Source organism: Erythrobacter colymbi (assembly GCF_002155685.1).
GTDB classification, from domain to species: Bacteria; Pseudomonadota; Alphaproteobacteria; order Sphingomonadales; family Sphingomonadaceae; genus Erythrobacter; species Erythrobacter colymbi.
Map to the genome: position 1 here is coordinate 282199 of NZ_MUYK01000001.1, position 19641 is coordinate 301839.

The 19641-nt window shown below is 68.1% G+C and carries 27 protein-coding genes and 1 pseudogene; 25 read left to right on the forward strand and 3 right to left on the reverse strand.

The window, feature by feature from the left end; all coding sequences use genetic code 11:
* Window positions 1-66: 66 nt before the first annotated feature.
* The 25 genes and pseudogenes from BZF57_RS01335 (at window position 67) to BZF57_RS01445 (ending at window position 15549) form a co-directional block, all read left to right on the forward strand.
* Window positions 67-489 (forward strand): gp436 family protein, encoded by a 423-nt coding sequence (locus BZF57_RS01335; protein WP_086733811.1) that lies wholly within the window; start codon window positions 67-69, stop codon window positions 487-489.
* Window positions 489-995, forward strand: coding sequence for a phage virion morphogenesis protein (locus BZF57_RS01340; RefSeq protein WP_086733813.1), 507 nt, complete (start codon window positions 489-491; stop codon window positions 993-995). The genes BZF57_RS01335 and BZF57_RS01340 overlap by 1 nt, the downstream gene beginning before the upstream one ends.
* Window positions 992-1195, forward strand: coding sequence for a hypothetical protein (locus tag BZF57_RS21200; RefSeq protein ID WP_162290939.1), 204 nt, complete (start codon window positions 992-994; stop codon window positions 1193-1195). Before BZF57_RS01340 ends, BZF57_RS21200 begins: the two co-directional genes overlap by 4 nt.
* Window positions 1192-1809, forward strand: a complete 618-nt coding sequence (locus BZF57_RS01345; RefSeq protein WP_162290940.1) for a phage protein Gp37 — start codon at window positions 1192-1194, stop codon at window positions 1807-1809. Before BZF57_RS21200 ends, BZF57_RS01345 begins: the two co-directional genes overlap by 4 nt.
* Window positions 1806-2006, forward strand: coding sequence for a DUF2635 domain-containing protein (locus BZF57_RS01350; protein ID WP_086733817.1), 201 nt, complete (start codon window positions 1806-1808; stop codon window positions 2004-2006). Before BZF57_RS01345 ends, BZF57_RS01350 begins: the two co-directional genes overlap by 4 nt.
* Entirely contained in the window at window positions 2003-3478 is a 1476-nt protein-coding gene (locus tag BZF57_RS01355) for a phage tail sheath C-terminal domain-containing protein (protein ID WP_086733819.1), read from the forward strand. The genes BZF57_RS01350 and BZF57_RS01355 overlap by 4 nt, the downstream gene beginning before the upstream one ends.
* A 10-nt stretch (window positions 3479-3488) precedes the next feature.
* A complete protein-coding gene (locus BZF57_RS01360) occupies window positions 3489-3725 on the forward strand; it encodes an Acb2/Tad1 domain-containing protein (protein ID WP_086733821.1) in 237 nt (78 codons plus the stop codon).
* A 36-nt stretch (window positions 3726-3761) separates the two neighbouring features.
* Window positions 3762-4127 carry a phage tail tube protein gene (locus BZF57_RS01365; protein WP_086733823.1) on the forward strand — a complete coding sequence of 122 codons (366 nt, stop codon included), beginning with the start codon at window positions 3762-3764 and terminating at the stop codon, window positions 4125-4127.
* Complete coding sequence (locus BZF57_RS01370) at window positions 4127-4441, forward strand: phage tail assembly protein (RefSeq protein ID WP_086733825.1); 315 nt, start codon at window positions 4127-4129, stop codon at window positions 4439-4441. Before BZF57_RS01365 ends, BZF57_RS01370 begins: the two co-directional genes overlap by 1 nt.
* A 227-nt stretch (window positions 4442-4668) precedes the next feature.
* A complete protein-coding gene (locus tag BZF57_RS01375; RefSeq protein ID WP_143738294.1) occupies window positions 4669-6081 on the forward strand; it encodes a tape measure protein in 1413 nt (470 codons plus the stop codon).
* Window positions 6081-7349: a DNA circularization protein gene (locus tag BZF57_RS01380; RefSeq protein ID WP_086733829.1), complete on the forward strand. Its 1269-nt coding sequence runs from the start codon at window positions 6081-6083 to the stop codon at window positions 7347-7349. The genes BZF57_RS01375 and BZF57_RS01380 overlap by 1 nt, the downstream gene beginning before the upstream one ends.
* The gene (locus BZF57_RS01385) at window positions 7346-8392 is read left to right on the forward strand and encodes a phage baseplate assembly protein (protein WP_086733831.1); all 1047 of its coding nucleotides are present in this window, start codon (window positions 7346-7348) and stop codon (window positions 8390-8392) included. The genes BZF57_RS01380 and BZF57_RS01385 overlap by 4 nt, the downstream gene beginning before the upstream one ends.
* Window positions 8389-8952 carry a phage baseplate assembly protein V gene (locus BZF57_RS01390; RefSeq protein ID WP_162290941.1) on the forward strand — a complete coding sequence of 188 codons (564 nt, stop codon included), beginning with the start codon at window positions 8389-8391 and terminating at the stop codon, window positions 8950-8952. The genes BZF57_RS01385 and BZF57_RS01390 overlap by 4 nt, the downstream gene beginning before the upstream one ends.
* Window positions 8949-9476: a phage GP46 family protein gene (locus BZF57_RS01395; RefSeq protein ID WP_086733835.1), complete on the forward strand. Its 528-nt coding sequence runs from the start codon at window positions 8949-8951 to the stop codon at window positions 9474-9476. The genes BZF57_RS01390 and BZF57_RS01395 overlap by 4 nt, the downstream gene beginning before the upstream one ends.
* Window positions 9476-10525, forward strand: coding sequence for a baseplate J/gp47 family protein (locus BZF57_RS01400; protein ID WP_086733837.1), 1050 nt, complete (start codon window positions 9476-9478; stop codon window positions 10523-10525). Before BZF57_RS01395 ends, BZF57_RS01400 begins: the two co-directional genes overlap by 1 nt.
* The gene (locus tag BZF57_RS01405) at window positions 10525-11187 is read left to right on the forward strand and encodes a YmfQ family protein (RefSeq protein WP_086733839.1); all 663 of its coding nucleotides are present in this window, start codon (window positions 10525-10527) and stop codon (window positions 11185-11187) included. Before BZF57_RS01400 ends, BZF57_RS01405 begins: the two co-directional genes overlap by 1 nt.
* A gap of 10 nt (window positions 11188-11197) precedes the next feature.
* Entirely contained in the window at window positions 11198-11869 is a 672-nt protein-coding gene (locus tag BZF57_RS01410) for a hypothetical protein (protein ID WP_086733841.1), read from the forward strand.
* A 5-nt stretch (window positions 11870-11874) separates the two neighbouring features.
* Window positions 11875-12348, forward strand: a complete 474-nt coding sequence (locus BZF57_RS01415) for a phage tail assembly chaperone (protein ID WP_240505810.1) — start codon at window positions 11875-11877, stop codon at window positions 12346-12348.
* Window positions 12348-12905: a host-nuclease inhibitor Gam family protein gene (locus BZF57_RS01420; RefSeq protein WP_086733843.1), complete on the forward strand. Its 558-nt coding sequence runs from the start codon at window positions 12348-12350 to the stop codon at window positions 12903-12905. The genes BZF57_RS01415 and BZF57_RS01420 overlap by 1 nt, the downstream gene beginning before the upstream one ends.
* Before the next feature lie 124 nt (window positions 12906-13029).
* Window positions 13030-13188, forward strand: a complete 159-nt coding sequence (locus BZF57_RS21770; protein ID WP_086733845.1) for a Com family DNA-binding transcriptional regulator — start codon at window positions 13030-13032, stop codon at window positions 13186-13188.
* 13 nt (window positions 13189-13201) lie between these two features.
* Window positions 13202-13669: pseudogene (locus BZF57_RS21775) on the forward strand (DNA cytosine methyltransferase); the annotation flags it as partial.
* Window positions 13670-13757: 88 nt separating this feature from the next.
* Window positions 13758-14138: a hypothetical protein gene (locus tag BZF57_RS21560; RefSeq protein WP_240505812.1), complete on the forward strand. Its 381-nt coding sequence runs from the start codon at window positions 13758-13760 to the stop codon at window positions 14136-14138.
* Complete coding sequence (locus tag BZF57_RS01435; RefSeq protein WP_086733847.1) at window positions 14128-14910, forward strand: DNA adenine methylase; 783 nt, start codon at window positions 14128-14130, stop codon at window positions 14908-14910. Before BZF57_RS21560 ends, BZF57_RS01435 begins: the two co-directional genes overlap by 11 nt.
* Window positions 14911-14950: 40 nt before the next feature.
* Complete coding sequence (locus BZF57_RS01440) at window positions 14951-15196, forward strand: hypothetical protein (protein ID WP_086733849.1); 246 nt, start codon at window positions 14951-14953, stop codon at window positions 15194-15196.
* A 5-nt stretch (window positions 15197-15201) separates the two neighbouring features.
* A complete protein-coding gene (locus BZF57_RS01445) occupies window positions 15202-15549 on the forward strand; it encodes a hypothetical protein (RefSeq protein ID WP_086733851.1) in 348 nt (115 codons plus the stop codon).
* A gap of 238 nt (window positions 15550-15787) precedes the next feature.
* On the opposite strand, the gene eda is transcribed toward BZF57_RS01445, so the two are convergent.
* From eda to zwf, 3 genes are read right to left on the reverse strand one after another with little or no spacing between them, the layout of a single operon-like run.
* On the reverse strand, window positions 15788-16396 hold the full coding sequence (gene eda, locus BZF57_RS01450) for a bifunctional 4-hydroxy-2-oxoglutarate aldolase/2-dehydro-3-deoxy-phosphogluconate aldolase (protein WP_206073175.1): 609 nt from the start codon (window positions 16394-16396) through the stop codon (window positions 15788-15790).
* Entirely contained in the window at window positions 16396-18198 is a 1803-nt protein-coding gene (gene edd, locus BZF57_RS01455; RefSeq protein WP_086733855.1) for a phosphogluconate dehydratase, read from the reverse strand. The genes eda and edd overlap by 1 nt, the downstream gene beginning before the upstream one ends.
* Window positions 18191-19630, reverse strand: a complete 1440-nt coding sequence (gene zwf, locus BZF57_RS01460) for a glucose-6-phosphate dehydrogenase (RefSeq protein ID WP_086733857.1) — start codon at window positions 19628-19630, stop codon at window positions 18191-18193. Before zwf ends, edd begins: the two co-directional genes overlap by 8 nt.
* Window positions 19631-19641: the final 11 nt, after the last annotated feature.

Here is a 19641-nt window from a genome sequence, read left to right on the forward strand (position 1 = left end):
CGCCGCCCGGTTTCACCACCATCGTTTGATCCGCGCTCCAGAAGCGCCTGAGAGGAGGAGCATGCCGTGTCGATCTTTGCCGATCTCGCCGCCATGCAGGCGCGCTTCGAGGCGCGCGATCTCCTCCAGCTCACCGATGACGAGAACACCGGCGCAATCGTCACCGCGCGCATCGATGCCGCGCTCGACAGCGCCGACGCGCTGATCACTGGCTACGTCGCCCGCCGCCACCGCAACACCGCCCAGCTCGCCGGGAATACCATCCTGCGCGACATCGCCTGCGATTATGCCTTCTACCTGCTGTGGCGCTCCGACGCGCCCGAGTGGGTGACCGAGCGCAAGAAGGCGGCGCTCAAGCAGCTCGAACAGATCGCCGGCGGCACGCTGATGCTGGACCAGGGCGAAGAGACCGCCGCTCCGCGCCCGGGCCAGATCCTGACCGACACCGCGCCCAAGCGCTTCGGCCGTGACAACATGGGGAGCTACTGATGGCTGCCACCATGGAACTGCGCCTGCGCGGCGATCGCGTCTTCGACAAGGTGCTCACCCGTATCGTGGCTGGCTTCGAGGACAGCGAGCCACTGATGGAGATCTTTGGGGGCTATCTCGAAAGCTCGACGATCGAGCGCTTCGACACCGAGACCGCGGTGGACGGCAGCGCCTGGGACAAGTCGGTCCGGGCGAAGGAAGAAGGCGGCCAGACGCTGACCGACAGCTCGCAGCTGCGCAGCTCGATCCATGCCGAACCTGCCAAGGGCTCGGTGCGCTGGGGCTCCAACCTGATCTACGCCCGCATCCAGAATGACGGCGGGGTGATCCGCGCCAAGGGCGGCGGCAAGCTGCGCTTCAAGCTACCGGGCGGCCTAGGCTTCCGTTCGGTCGACCAGGTGACGATCCCGGCCCGCACGTTCCTCGGCATCAATGCCGAGGACGAGGCCGAGCTGCTCGCCCTGGCCGAGGACTACGCCGCCGATCTGGCCGGGGGGCTGGCATGATCTGGCTTCAGGACATCCACCTCTGGCTGTCGCTTGTGCTATTCGTGATGGTCTTCGTCGAAGGCCGCGACGAACCCTTCTGGCTGCGCGCCGGCACCGCCACATTCGTCGGTCTCTTCTGGCTGCCGCTGCTCATCATCATCGCGATCTGGCTGATCGGCGACTGGGCGGGCGACAAGGTCAAGGGGATGCGCCGATGATCGCCGCCACCGAACTCGCGCTGATCCAGGTGCTCCTCGACGCGGGCGAGGAAGGCGTGCTGGGCTACCAGTACCACACCTTCGGCACCTTCCCCGACCAGTTCGAGGAATACCTGCGCACCACCAAGAACCTGCGGGTTCCCGGGGTTTGGGCCACCTTCCTCGGCATCGTCGAGGGTGATGACGATCTCGACGACAATGGCTTCCGGGCGCGCTCGCGCTTTGCACTGGTCGTGGCGGCCGAGAACCTGCGCAACGAGGAGAACGCTCGCCACGGCGACGGCGCGGTGCCCGGTTCCTACCAGCTGATGGTTGATGCGATCCGGCTGCTTTCGCGCTCGACGCTCACGCCCGAGCTGGACCTGGTCGAGCCGGTGCGCATCCGCAGCGCGCGGCCCGTGGCGCGGACCGAGCAGATGAAGCGGCAAAACCTGTCGATGATGGCGATCGAGCTGGAGCTGGTGCTGCCGCTCAGCGTGTTCGCCGAAGAGCCGGTCGATCTGCGCACGCTCCATGTGGACTGGGACATCCCGGCCTTTGGTGGCGTCGCACCGCCGCTGCCCGCCGCCAATCCCGATGCCGCCGACCAGATCGAGCTGGGAGACCCTGCATGACAGCTGTTCTCCGCGCCGAGCGCCTCGCCCCCAAGTTCGGCCGCCGCGTCCGCCATGCCGATGGCCGCCTGTTCGACGCCGAAGGCGAGTGGATCGTGCTCGACGCCTACTACCGCCGCCTGATCGCCGACGGCGATCTCGTGCACACCGTTCCGCCCAGGAAATCACGTCGCCCGAAGAAGGGAACCCCAGCATGATCAGTTTCAACACCATCCCGGCCAGCTTCCGCACCCCCGGCCAGCATATCGAGTTCGATTCGAGCCGCGCGGTCTCCGGCCTGCCGCCGATCGAAAACCGCGTGCTGCTGATCGGCCAGAAGCTCGCCGCCGGCAGCGCGGCCGCGCTCGGCATCAACCCGATCAGCTCGGCCAGTCAGGCTGTCGCGCTGTTCGGCCAGGGCTCGCAGCTGGCCCGTATGGCCGCCGCCTATTTCGCCGCTGACAGCTTCTCGGAAGTCAATGCGATCGCGCTCGACGATGCCGCTGGATCGGCCAAGGCAACCTGCACCCTGACCCTCACCGGCCCGGCGACCGCTGCGGGCACGATCGCCCTGTGGATCGCGGGCGAGCGCATCGCTGTCGGCGTCCAGCAGGCGGCGATCGCCAACACCGTTGCCGCGGCTGTTGCGGCTGCGATCGCCGCGCGCCCGGATCTTCCGGTCACCGCGGCGGTCGGCGGCGCGCCCAACCAGCATGTCGTCACCCTGACTGCCCGCAATGGCGGCACCAACGGCAACGATATCGATGTCCGTCACAGCCATGCCGCGGGCGAAGCACTGCCCGCCGGCGTCGGCCTCGTGATCACGGCGATGGCGGGCGGTGCGACCGATCCCGTGATCGATGCCGTCTGGCCCGTGATCGGCGACAACCCCTACCGCACGATCGTGCTCGGGGTGACCGATGCCACCACCTATGCCTCGGCAGTGGCCGAGCTGGACAGCCGTGCGGGCTCGGCCCGCATGCTCGAAAGCATCGCCTATGGTGCGCGGCGCGGGACGCAGGGCGCGCTGGCTGCCTTCGGTGCTGGGCTGAATTCCGAGCTGGTCTCGATCCTCGGCATAGGCAGCAGCCCCACTTGCCCGTGCCAAGCGGCCGCGATCTACGCCGCAGCCTGCGGTTACTACAGCGCGATCGATCCGGCCCGCCCGCTCCAGACGCTGGCGCTGAAGGGCATGGTCGCTCCGAAGGTCGAAGCCCGCTTCACCCGCGCCCAGCGCGAGCTGCTGCTGCGCGACGGGATCTCGACCTTCACGGTCACCCCGGCGGGCACGTGTCTGATCGAGCGGGCGATCACGACCTACCAGACCGATGACTTCGGGCTGGCGGATCTGTCGTTCCTCGATCTCGAAACGCCGCTGACGCTGTTCTACCTGCGGGCCTCGCTGCGCGCCCGGATCGCCCAGAAGTTCCCGCGTCAAAAGCTGGCAGCCGACGGCACCCGTTACGGCGCGGGGCAGGCGATCGTCACCCCGTCGACCATCCGCGCCGAGCTGCTCGCCCTGGCGCGCGAGTGGGAGGAGCTGGGGCTGGTCGAGAACCTCGACCAGTACAAGGCCGACCTGATCGTCGAGCGGGACGCCACCGATCCCAACCGCATCAACGCGCTGGTCCCGCCGAACATCGTCAACCAGTTCCGCGCCTTTGCGGCCGCGATCCAGTTCCGGCTCTGAGGGATAGGTCATGGACAACCAGCCCCGCCAGATCGCCGGGTATCGTGAGCTGACTGCCGAAGAGGTGGCCCTCATGAATGAGGTCAAGAACCTCGAGGCCCGGTTCAACCACCTGATCGACAAGCTGCGCCGCATCGACACTCTCGACCAGCGGCAAGTTTCGATCGCGCAGACCGATGGCGAGAGTGCCTTCATGCGCGCGGTCCGCGCGATCGCCCGCCCCACCCGCATTTCGAGCGCCGACTGATCGGCGTCTGAGACCCTTCTGAAAGGACGATAAGACATGGCCAATCGCAATCAGGTTCTGGGGCAGGTCACCATCGAGGTCGATGGCGAGCGCATGCCCACCTCGGGCGAAAGCACACTCCAGATCGGCGGCCCGCAGCGCGAGAACGTGCCGGGCGACTACGACGCCGGCAGCTTCATGGAGCGCACCGTCCCGGCGCGCTGCGTCGTCTCGCTGCTTCACAAGGACGGCGTGAGCGTCGCCTCGATGCGGTCGATCGACAATGCCACGCTGATCTTCAAGGCCGACACCGGCAAGACGTGGATCATCCGCCAGGCCTATTTCGTCGAGGCGGGTGACTTCGGCCAGGACGGCAAGGCCAGCGTCACCTTCGAGGGGCCTGCCGCCGAGGAGCTCGTCTGATGGCGCCGCTCTCCTACACGCTGCTGTTTCCGATCACGATCGAGAAGAAGCATCCGGTCACCCACGCGATCGAGGTCGAGGAGCTCAAGCCCGCTGGCTTCGAGGTTGTCATGCGCCGGCCCAAGGCGAAGGACATCCGCGCCTTCGACAAGCACGCCGATGCAGAAATCGCGGCTGTGATCGAGCTCATCATCAGCTGCTCGAACCTCGTGACGATCGAGGTCGAGAACCTCGACGCCGACGACTTCGGCGCGCTGGGAAACTTGCTCGCGCCGAAATCGCCCGGTGGCCAGCAGACTGGCGGCTCTGCCTAGCCAGTCTCGCCAAGTACTTCCCCGGCTTCAGCCCCACCGATCTGATGGAGCTGGACTGGGACGACATCGAATTCTGGCTGCTCGCTGCCGAGCAGCTGGAGGCCCGTGCGGAAAAGGACTGACCCGCGATGCGCTTCTCCATGATCCTCGAAATGGTCGACCGGCTCAGCGCTCCGGCCAAGCGTGCGCGCGCGGGGGTGTCGGGGCTGCGCAATTCGGCGCGGCAGATGGCGCAGCAGGTGCGCGGCGCGGCAGCCGATGTGAACAATGGCACGCGCAGCATCGAGCACTTCGGGCGCCGCGCGAGCAGGCTTCGGCAGGTGGCGCTCGGCCGCACCTTTCAGGCGATCGGCAGCACGGTCCGTTCTCTCGGCCGCGATCTGGACGGGCTGGTGCGCCGCCTGAGGCTGGTCGAGCGCGGCGGGAAAGCTGCCGGTGCTGGCCTGCGCAAGCTCGGCGGGCTCGCCGGTGGTGCGCTCAAGAACAGCATCTTCGGTCTCGGGACTGCGGCAGTCGGGGCTGGTGTCTACTCGATGTTCGACCTGTTCCGCACGGCCGGGCAGTTCGAGCAGTACCAGGTGATGCTGGAGGGCATCGAGGGCTCGGCCGCCGCGGCGCGAAAATCGATCAAGTGGGTGCAGGAATTCACCCAAAAGACGCCCTTCGAGCTTGACCAGGTCATGGAGGCGTTCGTCGCGCTCAAGGCCTATGGCATCGATCCGATGAACGGTTCGCTCGTGGCCCTGGGCGACACCTCGGCCGGGATGTCCAAGCCCATCATGCAGGCGGTCGAAGCGCTGGCCGATGCCACCACCGGCGAGTTCGAGCGGCTGAAGGAGTTCGGCATCCGCGCCAGCAAGGAAGGCGACCGCGTCGTCTTCTCGTTCCGCAAGAACGGCAAGGACATCCGCCGCGAGGCCAAGTTTACCGGCTCCGACATCGAGAAGGCTCTCGTCGGGATCATGAACGAGCGCTTCGGCGGCGGCATGGAGCGGCAGGCGACGACGCTGTTCGGCATCATCTCGAATCTGAAGGATATGTGGACCGGCTTCCTGCTGCTCATCGCGCAGGCAGGCATCTCCGATGTGGTGAAGAAGGATCTCGAAGGCCTGTTGTCGCGGGTGAACGAGCTGGCGAAGAGCGGCGAGCTTCGCAAGTGGGCCGAGACGATCTCCGACCGCCTTCAGAGGGCGTGGAAGTGGGGGAAGGACTTCGTCGAGAACACGGACTGGGATCAGGTCGCGCAGGATCTGCGCGACATCGCCGAAGCGGTCATGGCCGTTGCCGACGCGGTCCTCTGGCTCAAGAGCGTCATGCCGGATGGCGGCTTCTTCTCTGGTGAGCGTGCCGTGCTGGGGTGGATCGGTTCGATCCCAGACAAGATCAAGGGCCTGCGCGGTTCCATGGTGCCTTCATCGCCCGGGCCCGCCCCGGGAACGCCCGCGGCGCGCCTGCCGAGCGATAGCGACCTTATGCGCCGCATCACCGGCAAGCAGGCGGCCACCCAGATCGGCGGGGCGCTGAAGATCGATATTACCAGTGCGCCGGGCGTATCGGCCCGTGCCACGCCGGTTCCTGCGCCCGGGCTTCCCTACCCGTTCGATGTGCGCACCGGTCGCACCATGCGGAGCGCATCCTGATGGCGTGGAGAGACCAGTACCAGCAGGGCAGCTTCCGCGGCGCTCCGTTCCGCACCGAAAGCGAGGAGCGCACGGGCGGCCGCCGCGTGGTCAGCCACGAGTTCCCGGGCCGCGACGATCCGGTGACCGAGGATCTCGGCGCGCGGGCCAAGACGTTCTCGATCGACTGCCACGTGATCGGCGCGGAGTTCATGGCGGCGCGCGACGCGCTGGTGACCGCGCTGGAGGCGGCGGGCCCGGGCCTGCTGGTCCATCCGCAATACGGGCGGATGATGGTTGTGGTGTTCGATTACGCCTGCTCGACCACCACCGACGAAGGCGGCATTGCCCGCTTCCGCATTACCTTTGGCGAGGCCGGGCAAGCCGTCGCCGCACCCGTGGCCAGTGCTGCCGGCGACGACAGCCAGGCCGCGGCCGACGCTGTGATCTCGCAGGCGCCCGAGGCTTTCGCCGCGAGCTTCTCGATCGACGCGGCCGCCAGCTTTGTCGAGGATTCGGCGACCAGCGTGGTGCGCGGCATGGGCGAAGTCTCGCAGCTGGCCGCAGGCCTGCGCGGCGGGGTTGGCCCTGCGCTGCGCGCCTTCGAGGCGGGGCTCAGCTTCCTGCCTGCCAACGTCACCTCGCTGCTGCGCGCACCGCTGTCACTGGCCCAGTCGATCACCGGCCTCGTGCTGGCGGTTTCGGCGCTGTCGGGTGGCGGCCGGCGCACCCGGCTCCAGTCGCTGGAGATGCTGGTCGATTGGGAACCCGCCGAGATGGAGGCCCCTGTCCGCACGCCGCAACGGGCGCTGGAGATGGCCAACCGCACGGCCCTGACGCAGCTCTTCCGCGTCGTCAGCGCGGCCGAGCTGGTGCGCACGGCCGGCGCGCTCGATTATCCCAGCTATGACGAGGCGGTGGCGGTGCGCGACAGCGTGGCCGAGCGGCTAGACCGCCTTGCACTTGCCGCGGCCGATCGCGGCGATGACGCAGCGGCCGATGCGTTCGACCGCCTGCGCCGCGCGCTGGCCCGCGATATCGCCGTGCGCGGCGCAAGCCTTGCGCGGCTCTACCAGCTTCGGCTGAGCGCCAGCGAGCCCGCGCTGGTGCTGGCCCATCGGCTTTATGGTGGCGAGACCGATCGGCGCGCCCGCGAGCCTGTCACACTGGAAGCGCGCGCCGCGGCGATCGTGGCCCGTAATGGCATCGCACACCCCGGGTTCGTGCCTGCCGGCATCGATATCGAGCTGCTGACTGCTGCGCCCGGCAGCGAGGTGCGCGCGGCATGAGCACGCTTCCCGATCACATGGTCAAGCTGGAGGTCGACGGGATGGCCTATTCAGGCTGGACCACGATCGAGATCGAGCGCGGGATCGACCAGATGACCGGCACCTTCGCCCTGCGCCTTGCGGCGAAGGAGCGCACGGGGGCCGAGGACTGGCCGATCCTCGAAGGCGCAGCGTGCCGGGTGGTACTGGCGGGCGAGCCGCTGATCACCGGTTACATCGACAGCTTTACCCCCTTCGTCGGCCCGGAAGAGCGCGGCATCGATGTGCGCGGCCGGGATCGCACCGCCGACCTCGTCGATTGTTCGGCGATCAACCGCCCGGGCAGCTGGCGGAACCGCAAGCTCGAGGAGATCGCGGCCGAGCTGATCAAGCCCTTCGGCATAACCCTTGCGATCTCGGGCAGCACCGGCGCGCCCTTCTCCCGCTTCGCGCTGCAGCAGGGCGAGACCGTGTTCGCCGCGATCGAGCGGATGTGCCGCTATCGCGGGCTGGTCGCCTGGTCGGCTGGCGACGGCATCCTGCGCATCGGCAACCCCGACAGCGGGCAGAGCATCGGCCGCCTCGTCGAAGGGGACAACGTGATCACCGCCCGCCGCACTAGCACCGTATCGGACCGGTTCTCGGACTATGTCGTCAAGGGGCAGGCGACTGGCAGCGACGAGCGAAATGGCGCGGCCGTGGCGCAGGTGCAGGGCGAGGCCTTCGACCCGGCGATCACCCGCTACCGCCCGCTGCTGATCATCGGCGAGGAGCAGTCCGATCGCGCTTCGCTGAAGAAGCGGGCCGAGTGGGAGGCGGCGGTGCGATCGGGCCGGTCCCAGCAGGTCGAGATCACCGTGCCCGGGTGGCTCGATGCGCAGGGGCGGCCCTTCGCCCACGGCATGCGCGCCGAGTGTGACGTGCCCTCGGCCCGGATATCGGGCTCGCTTCTGATCGAGCGGCTGACTTTCACCCGCGATGCCGAGGGCGGCACGGTCACCCGCTTCGACCTCGTGCCGCCCGAGGCATGGACCCAGCTCGCCGAACCGGAGCCGCGCGCATGATCGGGGCGGTGCGCGAGATGATGGGCGGGCTCGAAGGCCGGGTGCGCGGTATGGTGGCGCGGGCGATCGTGCGTCTGGTCGACGACGCGCGCCAAGCACAGGAGCTGCAGATCGAGCTGCTGGCCGATGAGAGCCAGGACGCGGTGGAGCGGTTCCAGAATTACGGCCTCACCAGCGTGCCGCATGCCGGGGCCGAGGCTCTTGTGGTGTTCGCGGGCGGCCTGCGCAGCCATGGCGTGGTGCTGGCGGTCGAGGATCGCCGGTACCGGCTGACCGGGCTTCAGGACGGCGAGGTCGCTCTGTTCGACGATCTCGGCAACGTGGTGAAGCTCGGCCGCGAAGCGATCAGTGTGACGGCCGTCACCAAGCTCACGGTGGAAGCCCCGGCGATCGAGGTCAGCTGCGACACCGCCGACGTGAGTGCCGACCGGGTGACGATCACCAGCGACAACGTCCAGCTGGGCGGCGCGGGCGGTGCTGCCGTCGCGCGCGTCGGCGACAGCATCGATCTCGACACCCGCAAGATCGTGAGCGGTAGCGCAAAGGTGAAGGCAGCATGACGGATCTCGCCCTCGTCTGGAACGCGGATGCGATCGCCGCAGACCTGCTGCTCGCCAATGGCCGTCTTGCGACCGATGACGGCATGCGCACCGCCATCCTGATCTCGCTCTTCACCGACGCGCGCGCCGCCGATGACGAGACCCTGCCCGAGGCGGGCGGCGACCGGCGCGGGTGGTGGGGCGATGCCTATGCGCGCGATCTGCGCCCCGATGCCGGCACGGCGCGCGATGTGAACCGCATCGGCTCGCTGCTGTGGCTGCTCTCGCGGTCCAAGATCACCGCCCGCACGCTCGCCCAGGCCAAGCAGGCCTGCGAGGAGGCGCTCGCCTGGCTGGTGCGCGACGGGATCGCCTCGGCCGTGCGCGTCGTCGTCGAGGCGCAGGCGCGCCCGGGTCAGGCATCGCCCGACCTGCTCGCCATCGCCGTCGAGATCGACCGTCCGGGCGGCCCGAACCGCCAGCGCCACGATTTCACCTGGGAGGCCTCGACCGCCACCATCATCGCCGTTCCGGAGCCCGCCTGATGCCCTTCAATCGCCCCACGCTCAGCGACCTGATCGAACGTACCCGCGGCGATATTGAGACCCGTCTTCCGGGCGCTGACAGTGCGCTGCGCCATTCGGTGCTCGACGTGCTCGCCCGCACGCATGGCGGCGCGGTTTCGGGCGTCTACGGCTATCTCGACTTCCTTGCCCGCCAGATTCTGCCCGACACGGCCGAAGGCGATTTCCTTGCCCGCCACGCCGCTATCTGGGGCATCCGCCGCAAGGCAGCGGTGGCGGCAACGGGGACTGCCACCGCAACCGGCGTCAACGGCACGGCCATCCCTGCCGGCACGCAGGCCGTCCGCATCGACGGGCAGGTCTACAAGGTCGCCGCGACGGCGACGATCGCCGGCGGTTCGGCGAATGTGGCGCTGGAGGCGGTGGACGCGGGGCCCGAGGCAGATCTCACCATCGGCACGGTGCTGACCTTGTCGAGCGCGATCCTCGGGGTGAATGCGGCGCTGACCGTCTCGGCCGCGGGGACGCCGGGCGCGCTGGAGGAAGATGACGCCAGCCTGCTCGCGCGGCTGCTCGATCGTATCCGCACGCCGCCGCGCGGGGGATCAAGCAACGATTATCGCGCCTGGGCACTGGCGCAGCCGGGCGTCACCCGCGCGTGGATCTATCCGGGCTGGATGGGCGCCGGGACCGTCGGTGTCGCCTTCGTCATGGACCAGCGCGACAATATCATCCCGCTTACGGCCGATATCGAAGCGGTGCAGGCCGCGCTCGACGCGCTGCGCCCCGTCACGGCCGAGTTGGTGGTCTTCGCGCCCACTCCCGCGCCGGTCGATATCGTGCTGCGCGTCGCCCCCAACACTCCTGCAGTGCGCGCCGCGATCGAGGCGGAGCTGGCCGACTTCTTCGCCCGCGATGCGGAGCCTGGCGGCACGATCTATCGCAGCCGTCTGTCCGAGACGATCAGCCTCGCCGAGGGCGAGTTCAGCCACTCGCTGGAGCTGCCCTTCCTCGATTTCACGCCCGAGCCCGGCCAGATCCCGGCGCTCGGCACGATCAGCTTCGTGTGATGTCTGAAGCGGCCCTCATCGCCCGCTCGGAGGCGGATCATGCGCAGATGCTGCGCCAGCTGCTGCCCCGCGGCGCTGCGTGGGACTTCGCGCCCGATGGCACCTTCGCGCGTCTGATCGCAGCACTGGCGGCCGAGTTCGCGCGCATCGATATCCGCGCGATCGAGCTGCTCGACGAAGCCGATCCCCGCACCGCGCTCGAAACCCTGATCGACTGGGAGCGCGTTGCGGGGCTGCCCGATGCCTGCACCGGCCAGCCTGACAACGTGCGCGAGCGCCAGATCGCGCTGGTGCAGAAGCTCACCAGCATCGCCGGGCAGGCCCCGGCCGACTTCATCGATCTGGCGGCGCTGATCGGCTTCGAGATCGACATCGAGGAGCACCGCCCGCTGCGTACCGGCTTCCGCGTCGGCGATCGCTGCATGGACGAGGCGTGGGCCTTCGCCTGGACGGTCATCGTGCAACCTTTCGATGGCGCAGGCCGCCCCGTGCTGGCGATCGCGCACTTCAAGGTCGGCGATCCGGTCGGCACGCGCGTCCGGGGCTTCGGCTCGCTCGATCTGGAATGCGTCATCCGCCGCGCCGCGCCGGCGCACACCACTGTCATCTTTGCCTACGTCATCGAGCGCGAGCCCGATTTCTGGATCGATTTCACAAGCTGAGGAGCAACCCATGCATCGCATCGACACGAGCGGGAACGTCGACAACCGCTTCCACCCCGGGAACCCGGCCACCGGCCAGCAGGCAACGCTGGTCGACCAGGACTGGCTCAACGCCGTGCAGGAGGAGATCGTCGGTGTCATCGACGAGGCGAACATTCCCCTCGAAAAGGGCAACAACACTCAGCTCGCCGCGGCGATCGTCGCGCTGATTGCCGGCGTCGTGGGCGATGGCAGCGGCGCGGTCCCGACCACCCGCCAACTGCTGGTTGCAGGCGGCCTGCTGACGGGCGGCGGCAATCTTGCCGCCGACCGCACCATCGGCCTCGCCGCCGCGACGACGGGCGAGGCAGCTGCCCAGATCCGCAACGATGTCGTGGTTACGCCTGCCTCGCTTGCGGGGCTGGTCAGCCTCACCCAGGTCGGCGGCGCGTGGATCATCCGGATCGGCCCCGTGATCGCGCAGATCTTCTCGGGCACGGTCGGCGCGAACACCACCACGGTGCTCACCTTGCCGCAGGCATTCCCGACCGAGGCGCGCGCCGCCTTCGTGAATGGCGGCCGGCCGATCTCCACCGCCGACAGCAACGGGCCCTACGTCAACGGCGTCGGGCTGAGCAGCGTGTCGATCTACAGCGCGCTCGACATCAGCGTGGCGGTCGACGTCATTATTTTCGGAAGGTAAGCCCCATGATGAAAATCTACTTCGATACCGATCCTGCCACCGGCGCGCTTCGGTTCCACCACGAGGCCATTCTCGGCCCGCGCCAGATCCCCACGTGGAAGAGCGAGGCGGAGCGGGCCGCGGGCAAGCGCCCTGTGATGATCGACAACCCGGACTGCCGCATCCCGGCCGGCGCGACCGAGATCACGGCCGAGCGGTTCGCCGAGCTGATGGCCGCGCAGCAGGATGGGGCTGCGCTCGTTGTCAGCGGGGGCAAGCCGATTGCCATCCCCACGGTCGCAAGTGCCTTTGAGCGCCGCGCCGCGCGTCGCCGGCGTCGTGATCAGCTGCTCGCCGCGAGCGACTGGACCCAGCTGCCCGACAGCCCACTGAGCGAAAGCGAGAAGGCCGACTGGGCCGAGTACCGCGCCGCTCTGCGCGATCTCGACATGTACGGCGATGACTGGCCGCTCGCTCCCGATGGCGAGGAGGAAGAGTGATGGCGCGCCGCAAGCAGGAAGCCGCACCCGCCCCGGCCGACGCGGCCGAAGCCACCCTGATGATGGGCGAGTTCGTGGCGATCGACCGCGAGATCGCGCTGGAGAAGCTCGCCGCGGCCGCGACGATCGACCGGATCACCGCCCAGCGCGACGCGCGCCTCGCCGAGCTGCAGATGCAGGCCGCGCCGCTCTTCGCCGGGCTGAAGGCGTGGTGGGAAGCGGGCGGCAAGGATGAGCTCGCCAAGGGCAAGCGCTCGGCCGAGCTCGCGGGTGCGAAGATCGGCATCCGGCTCACCCCGCCCAAGGTGAAGTTCCAGCGCAAGGTGAAGGCCGAAGACGTGGTCGCTTGGTTGAAGGGCCTGCGCTGGACCCGGGCGAAGGACTTCCTGCGCACCAAGATCGAGCTCGACCGGCAGGCGGTGATCAAGGCGGTCTCGGTTGACGAGGAGATTGGCGATCGCTTCGCGGCGCACCTCTACATCGAGCAGCAGGACGAGTTCTTCATCGATACCGGCCTCGACGAGGACGAGCTGAAGAAGGAATTGGCCGCCGCCTGAACGGGGGTGGCCGGGGCGTTGCAGCGCCCCGAACCGCGAGGATGCAACTCGCACCTGGGGCCGTCATGACCGGCCCGTCTGGCTCCCCCGGCCGCAAGCGGCGGAGCCGATCTAGGTGTGACACATGAAGGAAGAGTATAGGTGCGCGTCTTGCCGTGCGCTGCTGTTTCGGGCACAACCCGGGGCGCTGGCAGGCGAGATCGAGGTCAAGTGCCGCCGCTGCCGGCAAATCAATTCATGGAGGCCATCGAGCCCTTCTCGGACCGCCCAGAGCGACCCCTGAGGAGACTACAATTGTGGCTTTACGTGCCGCCCAGCCGATCCACGGCCTCTCTCTCTGCGCCGGATATGGCGGGCTCGAACTCGGGCTCGCCATCGCCGAGCCCGGATATCGCACTGCATGTTTCGTCGAGCGGGAAGCCCATGCTGCGGCCACTCTTGTGGCCCGGATGGAAGACGCGGGGCTGGATCGCGCGCCTGTATGGGACGATCTGCGATCCTTCGACGGCCGCCCGTGGCGCGATCGCATTCATATCCTCTCTGCCGGTTATCCCTGCCAGCCTTTCAGCCTCGCCGGAAAGCGCCGCGGCAAGGCCGACCCTCGGCATCTGTGGCCCGAGGTCGAGCGGATCATCGGTGAGGTGCGCCCCCGCGTCGTCTTCGCGGAGAACGTCGAAGGACACATCGATTTGGGATTTGCCGAGGTCGCCCGCAGCCTTCAAAGGCTGGGCTACCGCGCAAAAGCGGGCCTGTTCACAGCGCGAGAAGTCGGCGCTTCGCACCGGCGTCGCCGCCTCTTCATCATGGCCCACGCCGACGGCTACGGATGCGGGCTACATCCCCGACCTGATCGTGACAACGGGCGAGTTGCAGCCGCGCAGCCCGTTCTATGTCCCGCCGACGAGCTCGGGGCAGTACTCGCTCACCAACGCGGCGCGCACCTGGACGAAGCTCTGGCTGGTGCTGATGGCGCTGGGCTGGACTGCGGCGATGGCAGCCCGCTCTTCGCCCCCGGTCCGGGTGAGCTTCAACGGTGGGAGCGGCTCCTTTCTGGGAGAGCTGACCTCCAACCCGCGCTTCTTCGAGCACGTGATGGGTTGGCCGATCGGGTGGACCGCACCCGGGGAGCCGGTAACGGGGTTTGCAGCCTGGCTGCAGCGTTCGCGTATCGCACTCTCGCAGCTGACTTCGCCCGGGACTGCCGGCGGGCCGGGGGGTGCGCATGAGGCTTGAGCCCGTCCGCCCCGTCCAGCCGATCGCGCCGTGGCTGGGCGGCAAGCGCGCCCTCTCGCGCCGGATCGGCGAGCGCATCGCCGAGATCCCGCACACCCGCTATGTCGAGCCCTTCGTGGGCATGGGCGGAGTGTTCTTCCGCCGCCCGCTGCGCCCGAAGCTGGAAGTGATCAACGACGTGAATCGCGATGTCGTCACGCTCTTCCGCATCCTCCAGCGGCACTACCAGCAGCTGCTCGATGTGCTGAAGTTCCAGCTCTACAGCCGCGCCGATTTCGAGCGGCTGCGGGCGACGCCGGCCGACCAGTTGACCGACCTCGAACGGGCGGCGCGCTTCCTCTACATCCAGAAGGCAAGCTTCGGCGGGATGGGCCGCAGCTTCGGGATCGATTACCAGCGCCCTCGCTGGAGCCTCAGCAAGCTGGAGCCGATGCTGGAGGCGGTCCACGAGCGGCTCGAAGACGTGCTGATCGAGTGCCTCGACTTCGGCACCTGCATCGAGCGCTACGACAGCCGGCCGGGAACCCTCTTCTACTGCGATCCGCCGTACTGGGGCCACACGGACGACTATGGGAAGGACATCTTCTCAGAGGCCGATTTCGGCCGTCTGAGACGCCTCTTGGGCGGGCTTCAGGGGCACTTCATCCTGTCGCTGAATGACCGGCCCGAGGTGCGCGAGATGTTCGCCGGCTTCGAGATGGAAGAGGTCTCGCTGCACTACGGCGCTGGCGGCGGCCAGCGACCGGCGAAGGAGCTGATCATAAGCGGGTGATGCGGGGTGACTCGGGGCGCGAACGTGATAGGCTCGAGTCATGACAAATCCCAGATTCGATCACGTCTTTGACGCTGCTGAGCGTATCGTCGAAGAGGCCATATCAGCCATGGAGAACGACGGGGAGTTGGTGCGCATCTTCTTCCCGGGGGGGCCAGCCGATCCCATCAGGCTTCGGGCGCGAGGAGAGTGGACCGATCTCGTGCTTGCCGATGGTTCGGTGATCAATCTTCATACCCGAGCGATTGTCGGTTGGCAGCTGCTTGAACAACCATCCGAGGATTGAACCCGATGCCGAGCTTCGACAAAGCGAGATTCGAGCAAATCCTGGTCGTCGAGCTCGGTCGAGAGGCGTTCGCAACGGACGCCGAGATGCTCCGCATCATCCGGAATGTTGTGGAGTCTGAAGAGGTGCGTAGCGCCCTCAAAGACCATGACGGAAGTGAGTTTGGTCAGTGGCGCGCCGTCAACAAGCGCTACCCTGAGCGGCTTGCTACACGAGTGGAAGACCGGCTCGGCCATGCCGGCTACAACCTGTTCTTGAGGCTCAACCGCGACGCATTCGATTCATGGCGGGCCGATGTGTCGCGTTGTGTGAAGAGGGCTCTTGAGAGGGCGGCTTCGCCCATCGTCGCATGAGCCGAGAACCTCAGCCTGCCATTCTTGAGTTGGCGAAGGTGTTGGCCAGAGCGGCTGTGGCGAGAGATATGGCTCTGGCTCAAGAAGCGGCCCGAGACCGGCTTCGCAACCCTGCCTAGTGCCCTCGCCCAGTGCTCCAGCCTGTCTTGTCCGAGACTCCGGAAGCTTTTGCCCCGCTACATCCGATAGGGCAGAGCCCCCACCCCCCGACCCCCTCCCCGCGGGGAGGGGGAGGAAATCACCGCAGCCCGAAAGCCTCTTTCGCCAGCGCTTCCACCGTCGCGCGGTCGGGCGCGCCCTTGGGCGAGACCCAGCTGCCGCCGACACACAGCACCGGATCGAACGCGAGCCACTCGGGCGCGTTTTCGAGGCTGATCCCGCCGGTCGGGCAGAAGCGGCACTGGGCGAAGGGCGCGGCGAGGGCCTTCAGTGCAGGGAGGCCGCCCGCCGCCATCGCCGGGAAGAACTTGAAGCGGTCGAGCCCGAGGTCGAGCCCGCGCATGATGTCGCCCGCATTGGCGATGCCGGGAAGGAAGGGCACGTCCGCCGCAATCGCCGCCTTGCCGAGTGTGTCGGTGAGGCCGGGGGAGACGATGAATTCGCTCCCCGCCTCCAGCGCCGCATCGAGCTCGCGCGGATTGGTGACAGTGCCCGCGCCCACGATCGCGCCGGGAACCTGCTTCATCGCCCGGATCGCGCCCAGCGCGGCGGGGGTGCGCAGCGTGACTTCGAGCACCCGAAGCCCGCCCGCGACCAGCGCCTCGGCCAGCGGCACGGCATGCGCCTCGTCCTCGATCACGATCACCGGGATGACCGGCGCGGTGCGCATGATGGCGTCGATATTCATCACATTCCTCCGGTGGCGAGCATCGCCGAGGCGCCCTGTTCGGCCCCGTCGGCAAAGCGGCGCATCATGCCGAACAGCTCGCGACCCGTGCCGCTGTCGGCAGCGGGATCGGCGGCGGGTTCGCGCGCCGACAGGTCGGCGGTGGTCGAAAGCTCGCCCGTCACCGCGCAGACCCGCACCACGTCGCCATCGCGCAGCCGGGCGAGCGGGCCGCCGCCCAAGGCTTCGGGGGTGCAGTGGATCGCCGCGGGCACCTTGCCGCTCGCGCCGGACATGCGGCCATCGGTGACCAGCGCGACCTTGAAGCCGCGGTCCTGGAGCACGCCCAAGGGCGGGGTGAGTTTGTGGAGTTCGGGCATCCCGTTGGCGCGCGGGCCCTGGAAGCGGACGACGACCACCACGTCGCGGTCGAGCTCGCCCGCCTTGAAGGCGGCAGCGACCGCCGCCTGATCCTCGAACACGCGGCAGGGCGCTTCCACAGTCCAGCGCGCTTCATCGACCGCCGAGGTCTTGAAGCAGGCGCGGCCGAGATTGCCTTCGAGGAGGCGCATCCCCCCGTCGGGCTTGAAGGGCGTCGCCACCGGGCGGAGCATCGTGTCGTCGCCCGAAGGGCCGACCTCGCGCCAGACGAGGTCATCGCCGTCGAGCCCCGGCTCCTTGGCGTAGTCGGCAAAGCCGCCGCGCCCGACCGTCAGGATGTCGCCATGCGCGAGGCCTGCTTCGAGCAGCTCGCCGATCACGAAGCCCATGCCGCCCGCGTTGTGGAAGTGGTTCACGTCGCCCGCGCCATTGGGATAGACCTGCGCGATCAGCGGGACGGCGCTGGAGAGTTCCGAAAGGTCGTTCCAGTCGAAGATCACCCCCGCCGCGCGCGCCATCGCGGGCAGGTGGATCGCGTGGTTGGTCGAGCCGCCCGTCGCGAGCAGGCCGACGGCAGCGTTCACGATCGCCTTCTCGTCGACGACGAGACCCAATGGGCGGTAATCCTCGCTCTTGCGCCCGATCTGCGCGACGCGGTGCACCGCCTCGCGGTCGAGCGCCTGCCGCAGCTTGGTGCCGGGGTTGATGAAGGCGGAATTGGGGACGTGGAGCCCCATCATCTCCATCATCATCTGGTTGGAATTGGCCGTGCCGAAGAAGGTGCAGGTGCCCTGCGAGTGATAGCTGCCCATCTCGCTCGCCAGCAGTTCCGCGCGGGTCGCCTTCCCTTCCGCATAGAGCTGGCGGACGCGCTGCTTTTCCTTGTTGGGAATGCCGCTCGGCATCGGCCCGCCGGGGACGAAGATCATCGGCAGGTGACCGAACCTGAGCGCGCCCATCAGGAGGCCCGGCACGATCTTGTCGCAGATGCCGAGCAGGAGCGCACCGTCGAACATCGCGTGGCTGAGGGCGACGGCAGTCGAGAGCGCGATCACGTCGCGGCTGAAGAGCGACAGCTCCATCCCCGTCTCGCCCTGCGTCACCCCGTCGCACATCGCGGGGACGCCGCCCGCGACCTGCGCCGTGGCGCCGATCTCGCGGGCGTAGATCTTGAGGCGCTCGGGATAGCGGTAATAGGGCGCGTGCGCCGAGAGCATGTCGTTATAGGCGGTGACGATCCCGATATTCGCGCCGCGACCCGCGACGAGTGCCGCCTTGTCCTCCTCCATCCCGGCATAGGCATGCGCGAGGTTCGAGCACGAGACGGCATTGCGCTCGCCCATGTTGTCGCCCTCGCGCCGGATGAGGTCGAGATAGGCGCTGCGGCTGGTGCGCGAGTTTTCGATGACGCGCTGCGTCACCTTGTGGAGGGTGTCATTCATGCCAGGTCACTCCGTCCCGCTCGGCCAGCGCGATGGCGGCGCTCGGCCCCCAGCTGCCGGCGGTGTAGGTCTTCGGGGTGAGGCCGTCCGCCTCCCACCCGGCGCGGATCGCGTCGACCCATTCCCACTGCGCCTCCACCTCGTCGCGGCGCACGAACAGCGTCTGGTCGCCTTCGACCAGATCGAGCAGCAGGCGTTCATAAGCGATCCGCCGCACCGCGCCGGTGAAGGCGTCGGGCATGGCGATGTTGAGCGGCACGGAACGCAGGCGGATGCCCTCGCGGTCGAGGCCCGGCACCTTCGCCATCAGCGAGAGGGTGATGTTCTCTTCCGGCTGGATGCCGATCACGAGCCGGTTGGGCTGCATCGTCGCGCCCTTGCCCGCGAAGATCGAGTGCGGCACGCAGCGGAACTGGATCACGATCTCGGTGACGCGCTTGGGCATGCGCTTGCCGGTGCGCAGGTAGAAGGGCACGCCCTTCCAGCGCCAGTTGTCGACATGGGCCTTGATCGCGACGAAGGTCTCGGTGCCGCTCTCCTTGCCGAGCTCCTCGTCATAGCCCGGCACTGCCTGCCCGCCGATCGCGCCGGCGCGGTACTGGCCGGTGACGGTCTCGCCCTTTTCCACCGCCCTCAGCGCGCGCAGCACCTTGACCTTCTCGTCACGCACCGCGGTCGCATCGAAGTGGGCGGGGGGCTCCATCGCCACCAGCGCGAGCAGCTGGAGCATGTGGTTCTGCACCATGTCGCGGATCGCGCCGGCATCGTCGTAGAAGGCGACGCGCCCTTCGAGGCCGACCGTCTCGGCCACGGTGATCTGCACGTGATCGATATGCGCCGCGTTCCACAGCGGCTCGAACATCAGGTTGGCGAACCGCAGCGCGAGCAGGTTCTGCACCGTCTCCTTGCCGAGATAGTGGTCGATCCGGAAAATCCGGCTCTCGGGGAAGGCGGCGGCGACCGCATCGTTGATCTCGCGGCTCGAGGCGAGGTTGGTGCCCAGCGGCTTTTCGAGGCACATGCGCACCGTCTCGCCCGTCAGGCCTGCCGATTGCAGTCCCTTGATGGTCGGCTCGAACAGGCTCGGCGCGGTCGAGAGGAAGATCGCAAGTCCGCGCTCGGGCGTGCCGACCTTCTCGGCTAGCGCACTGTAACCCTCCAGCGTGGTCGCATCGAGGGTCTGGTAGGCGAGGCGGTTGAGGAAGCCCGCCATGCTCCCGCGGCGCTCGGCGGGGAGATATTTCTCCAGCGCGGCGCGGGCGAAGTTGCGGTATTCGTTGTCCGACATGGCACTGCGCGCGGTGCCGACGATCTTGAGATCGGGCGCGAGCAGGCCATCGGCGTCGAGCGCGAACAGGCTCGGCAGCAGCATGCGCTGGGCAAGGTCGCCGGTGGCTCCGAACAGCAGCAGGCGGTCAGCGGTGAAGCTCATGCAGGTGGCCC

Bases quoted from the DNA above. Each gene is read 5' to 3' on its own strand.
- BZF57_RS01445 (WP_086733851.1), top strand. From the start codon at position 15,202: ATGCCGAGCTTCGACAAAGCGAGATTCGAGCAAATCCTGGTCGTCGAG.
- BZF57_RS01395 (WP_086733835.1), top strand. From the start codon at position 8,949: ATGACGGATCTCGCCCTCGTCTGGAACGCGGATGCGATCGCCGCAGAC.
- BZF57_RS21770 (WP_086733845.1), top strand. From the start codon at position 13,030: ATGAAGGAAGAGTATAGGTGCGCGTCTTGCCGTGCGCTGCTGTTTCGG.
- BZF57_RS01360 (WP_086733821.1), top strand. From the start codon at position 3,489: ATGGACAACCAGCCCCGCCAGATCGCCGGGTATCGTGAGCTGACTGCC.
- BZF57_RS01345 (WP_162290940.1), top strand. From the start codon at position 1,192: ATGATCGCCGCCACCGAACTCGCGCTGATCCAGGTGCTCCTCGACGCG.
- BZF57_RS01380 (WP_086733829.1), top strand. From the start codon at position 6,081: ATGGCGTGGAGAGACCAGTACCAGCAGGGCAGCTTCCGCGGCGCTCCG.
- eda (WP_206073175.1), bottom strand. From the start codon at position 16,396: ATGAATATCGACGCCATCATGCGCACCGCGCCGGTCATCCCGGTGATC.
- BZF57_RS01370 (WP_086733825.1), top strand. From the start codon at position 4,127: ATGGCGCCGCTCTCCTACACGCTGCTGTTTCCGATCACGATCGAGAAG.
- zwf (WP_086733857.1), bottom strand. From the start codon at position 19,630: ATGAGCTTCACCGCTGACCGCCTGCTGCTGTTCGGAGCCACCGGCGAC.
- BZF57_RS01440 (WP_086733849.1), top strand. From the start codon at position 14,951: ATGACAAATCCCAGATTCGATCACGTCTTTGACGCTGCTGAGCGTATC.
- BZF57_RS01355 (WP_086733819.1), top strand. From the start codon at position 2,003: ATGATCAGTTTCAACACCATCCCGGCCAGCTTCCGCACCCCCGGCCAG.
- BZF57_RS01400 (WP_086733837.1), top strand. From the start codon at position 9,476: ATGCCCTTCAATCGCCCCACGCTCAGCGACCTGATCGAACGTACCCGC.
- BZF57_RS01415 (WP_240505810.1), top strand. From the start codon at position 11,875: ATGATGAAAATCTACTTCGATACCGATCCTGCCACCGGCGCGCTTCGG.
- BZF57_RS01410 (WP_086733841.1), top strand. From the start codon at position 11,198: ATGCATCGCATCGACACGAGCGGGAACGTCGACAACCGCTTCCACCCC.
- BZF57_RS01420 (WP_086733843.1), top strand. From the start codon at position 12,348: ATGGCGCGCCGCAAGCAGGAAGCCGCACCCGCCCCGGCCGACGCGGCC.
- BZF57_RS01350 (WP_086733817.1), top strand. From the start codon at position 1,806: ATGACAGCTGTTCTCCGCGCCGAGCGCCTCGCCCCCAAGTTCGGCCGC.
- BZF57_RS21200 (WP_162290939.1), top strand. From the start codon at position 992: ATGATCTGGCTTCAGGACATCCACCTCTGGCTGTCGCTTGTGCTATTC.
- BZF57_RS01435 (WP_086733847.1), top strand. From the start codon at position 14,128: ATGAGGCTTGAGCCCGTCCGCCCCGTCCAGCCGATCGCGCCGTGGCTG.
- BZF57_RS01385 (WP_086733831.1), top strand. From the start codon at position 7,346: ATGAGCACGCTTCCCGATCACATGGTCAAGCTGGAGGTCGACGGGATG.
- BZF57_RS01340 (WP_086733813.1), top strand. From the start codon at position 489: ATGGCTGCCACCATGGAACTGCGCCTGCGCGGCGATCGCGTCTTCGAC.
- BZF57_RS01365 (WP_086733823.1), top strand. From the start codon at position 3,762: ATGGCCAATCGCAATCAGGTTCTGGGGCAGGTCACCATCGAGGTCGAT.
- BZF57_RS01375 (WP_143738294.1), top strand. From the start codon at position 4,669: ATGGCGCAGCAGGTGCGCGGCGCGGCAGCCGATGTGAACAATGGCACG.
- BZF57_RS01390 (WP_162290941.1), top strand. From the start codon at position 8,389: ATGATCGGGGCGGTGCGCGAGATGATGGGCGGGCTCGAAGGCCGGGTG.
- edd (WP_086733855.1), bottom strand. From the start codon at position 18,198: ATGAATGACACCCTCCACAAGGTGACGCAGCGCGTCATCGAAAACTCG.
- BZF57_RS01405 (WP_086733839.1), top strand. From the start codon at position 10,525: ATGTCTGAAGCGGCCCTCATCGCCCGCTCGGAGGCGGATCATGCGCAG.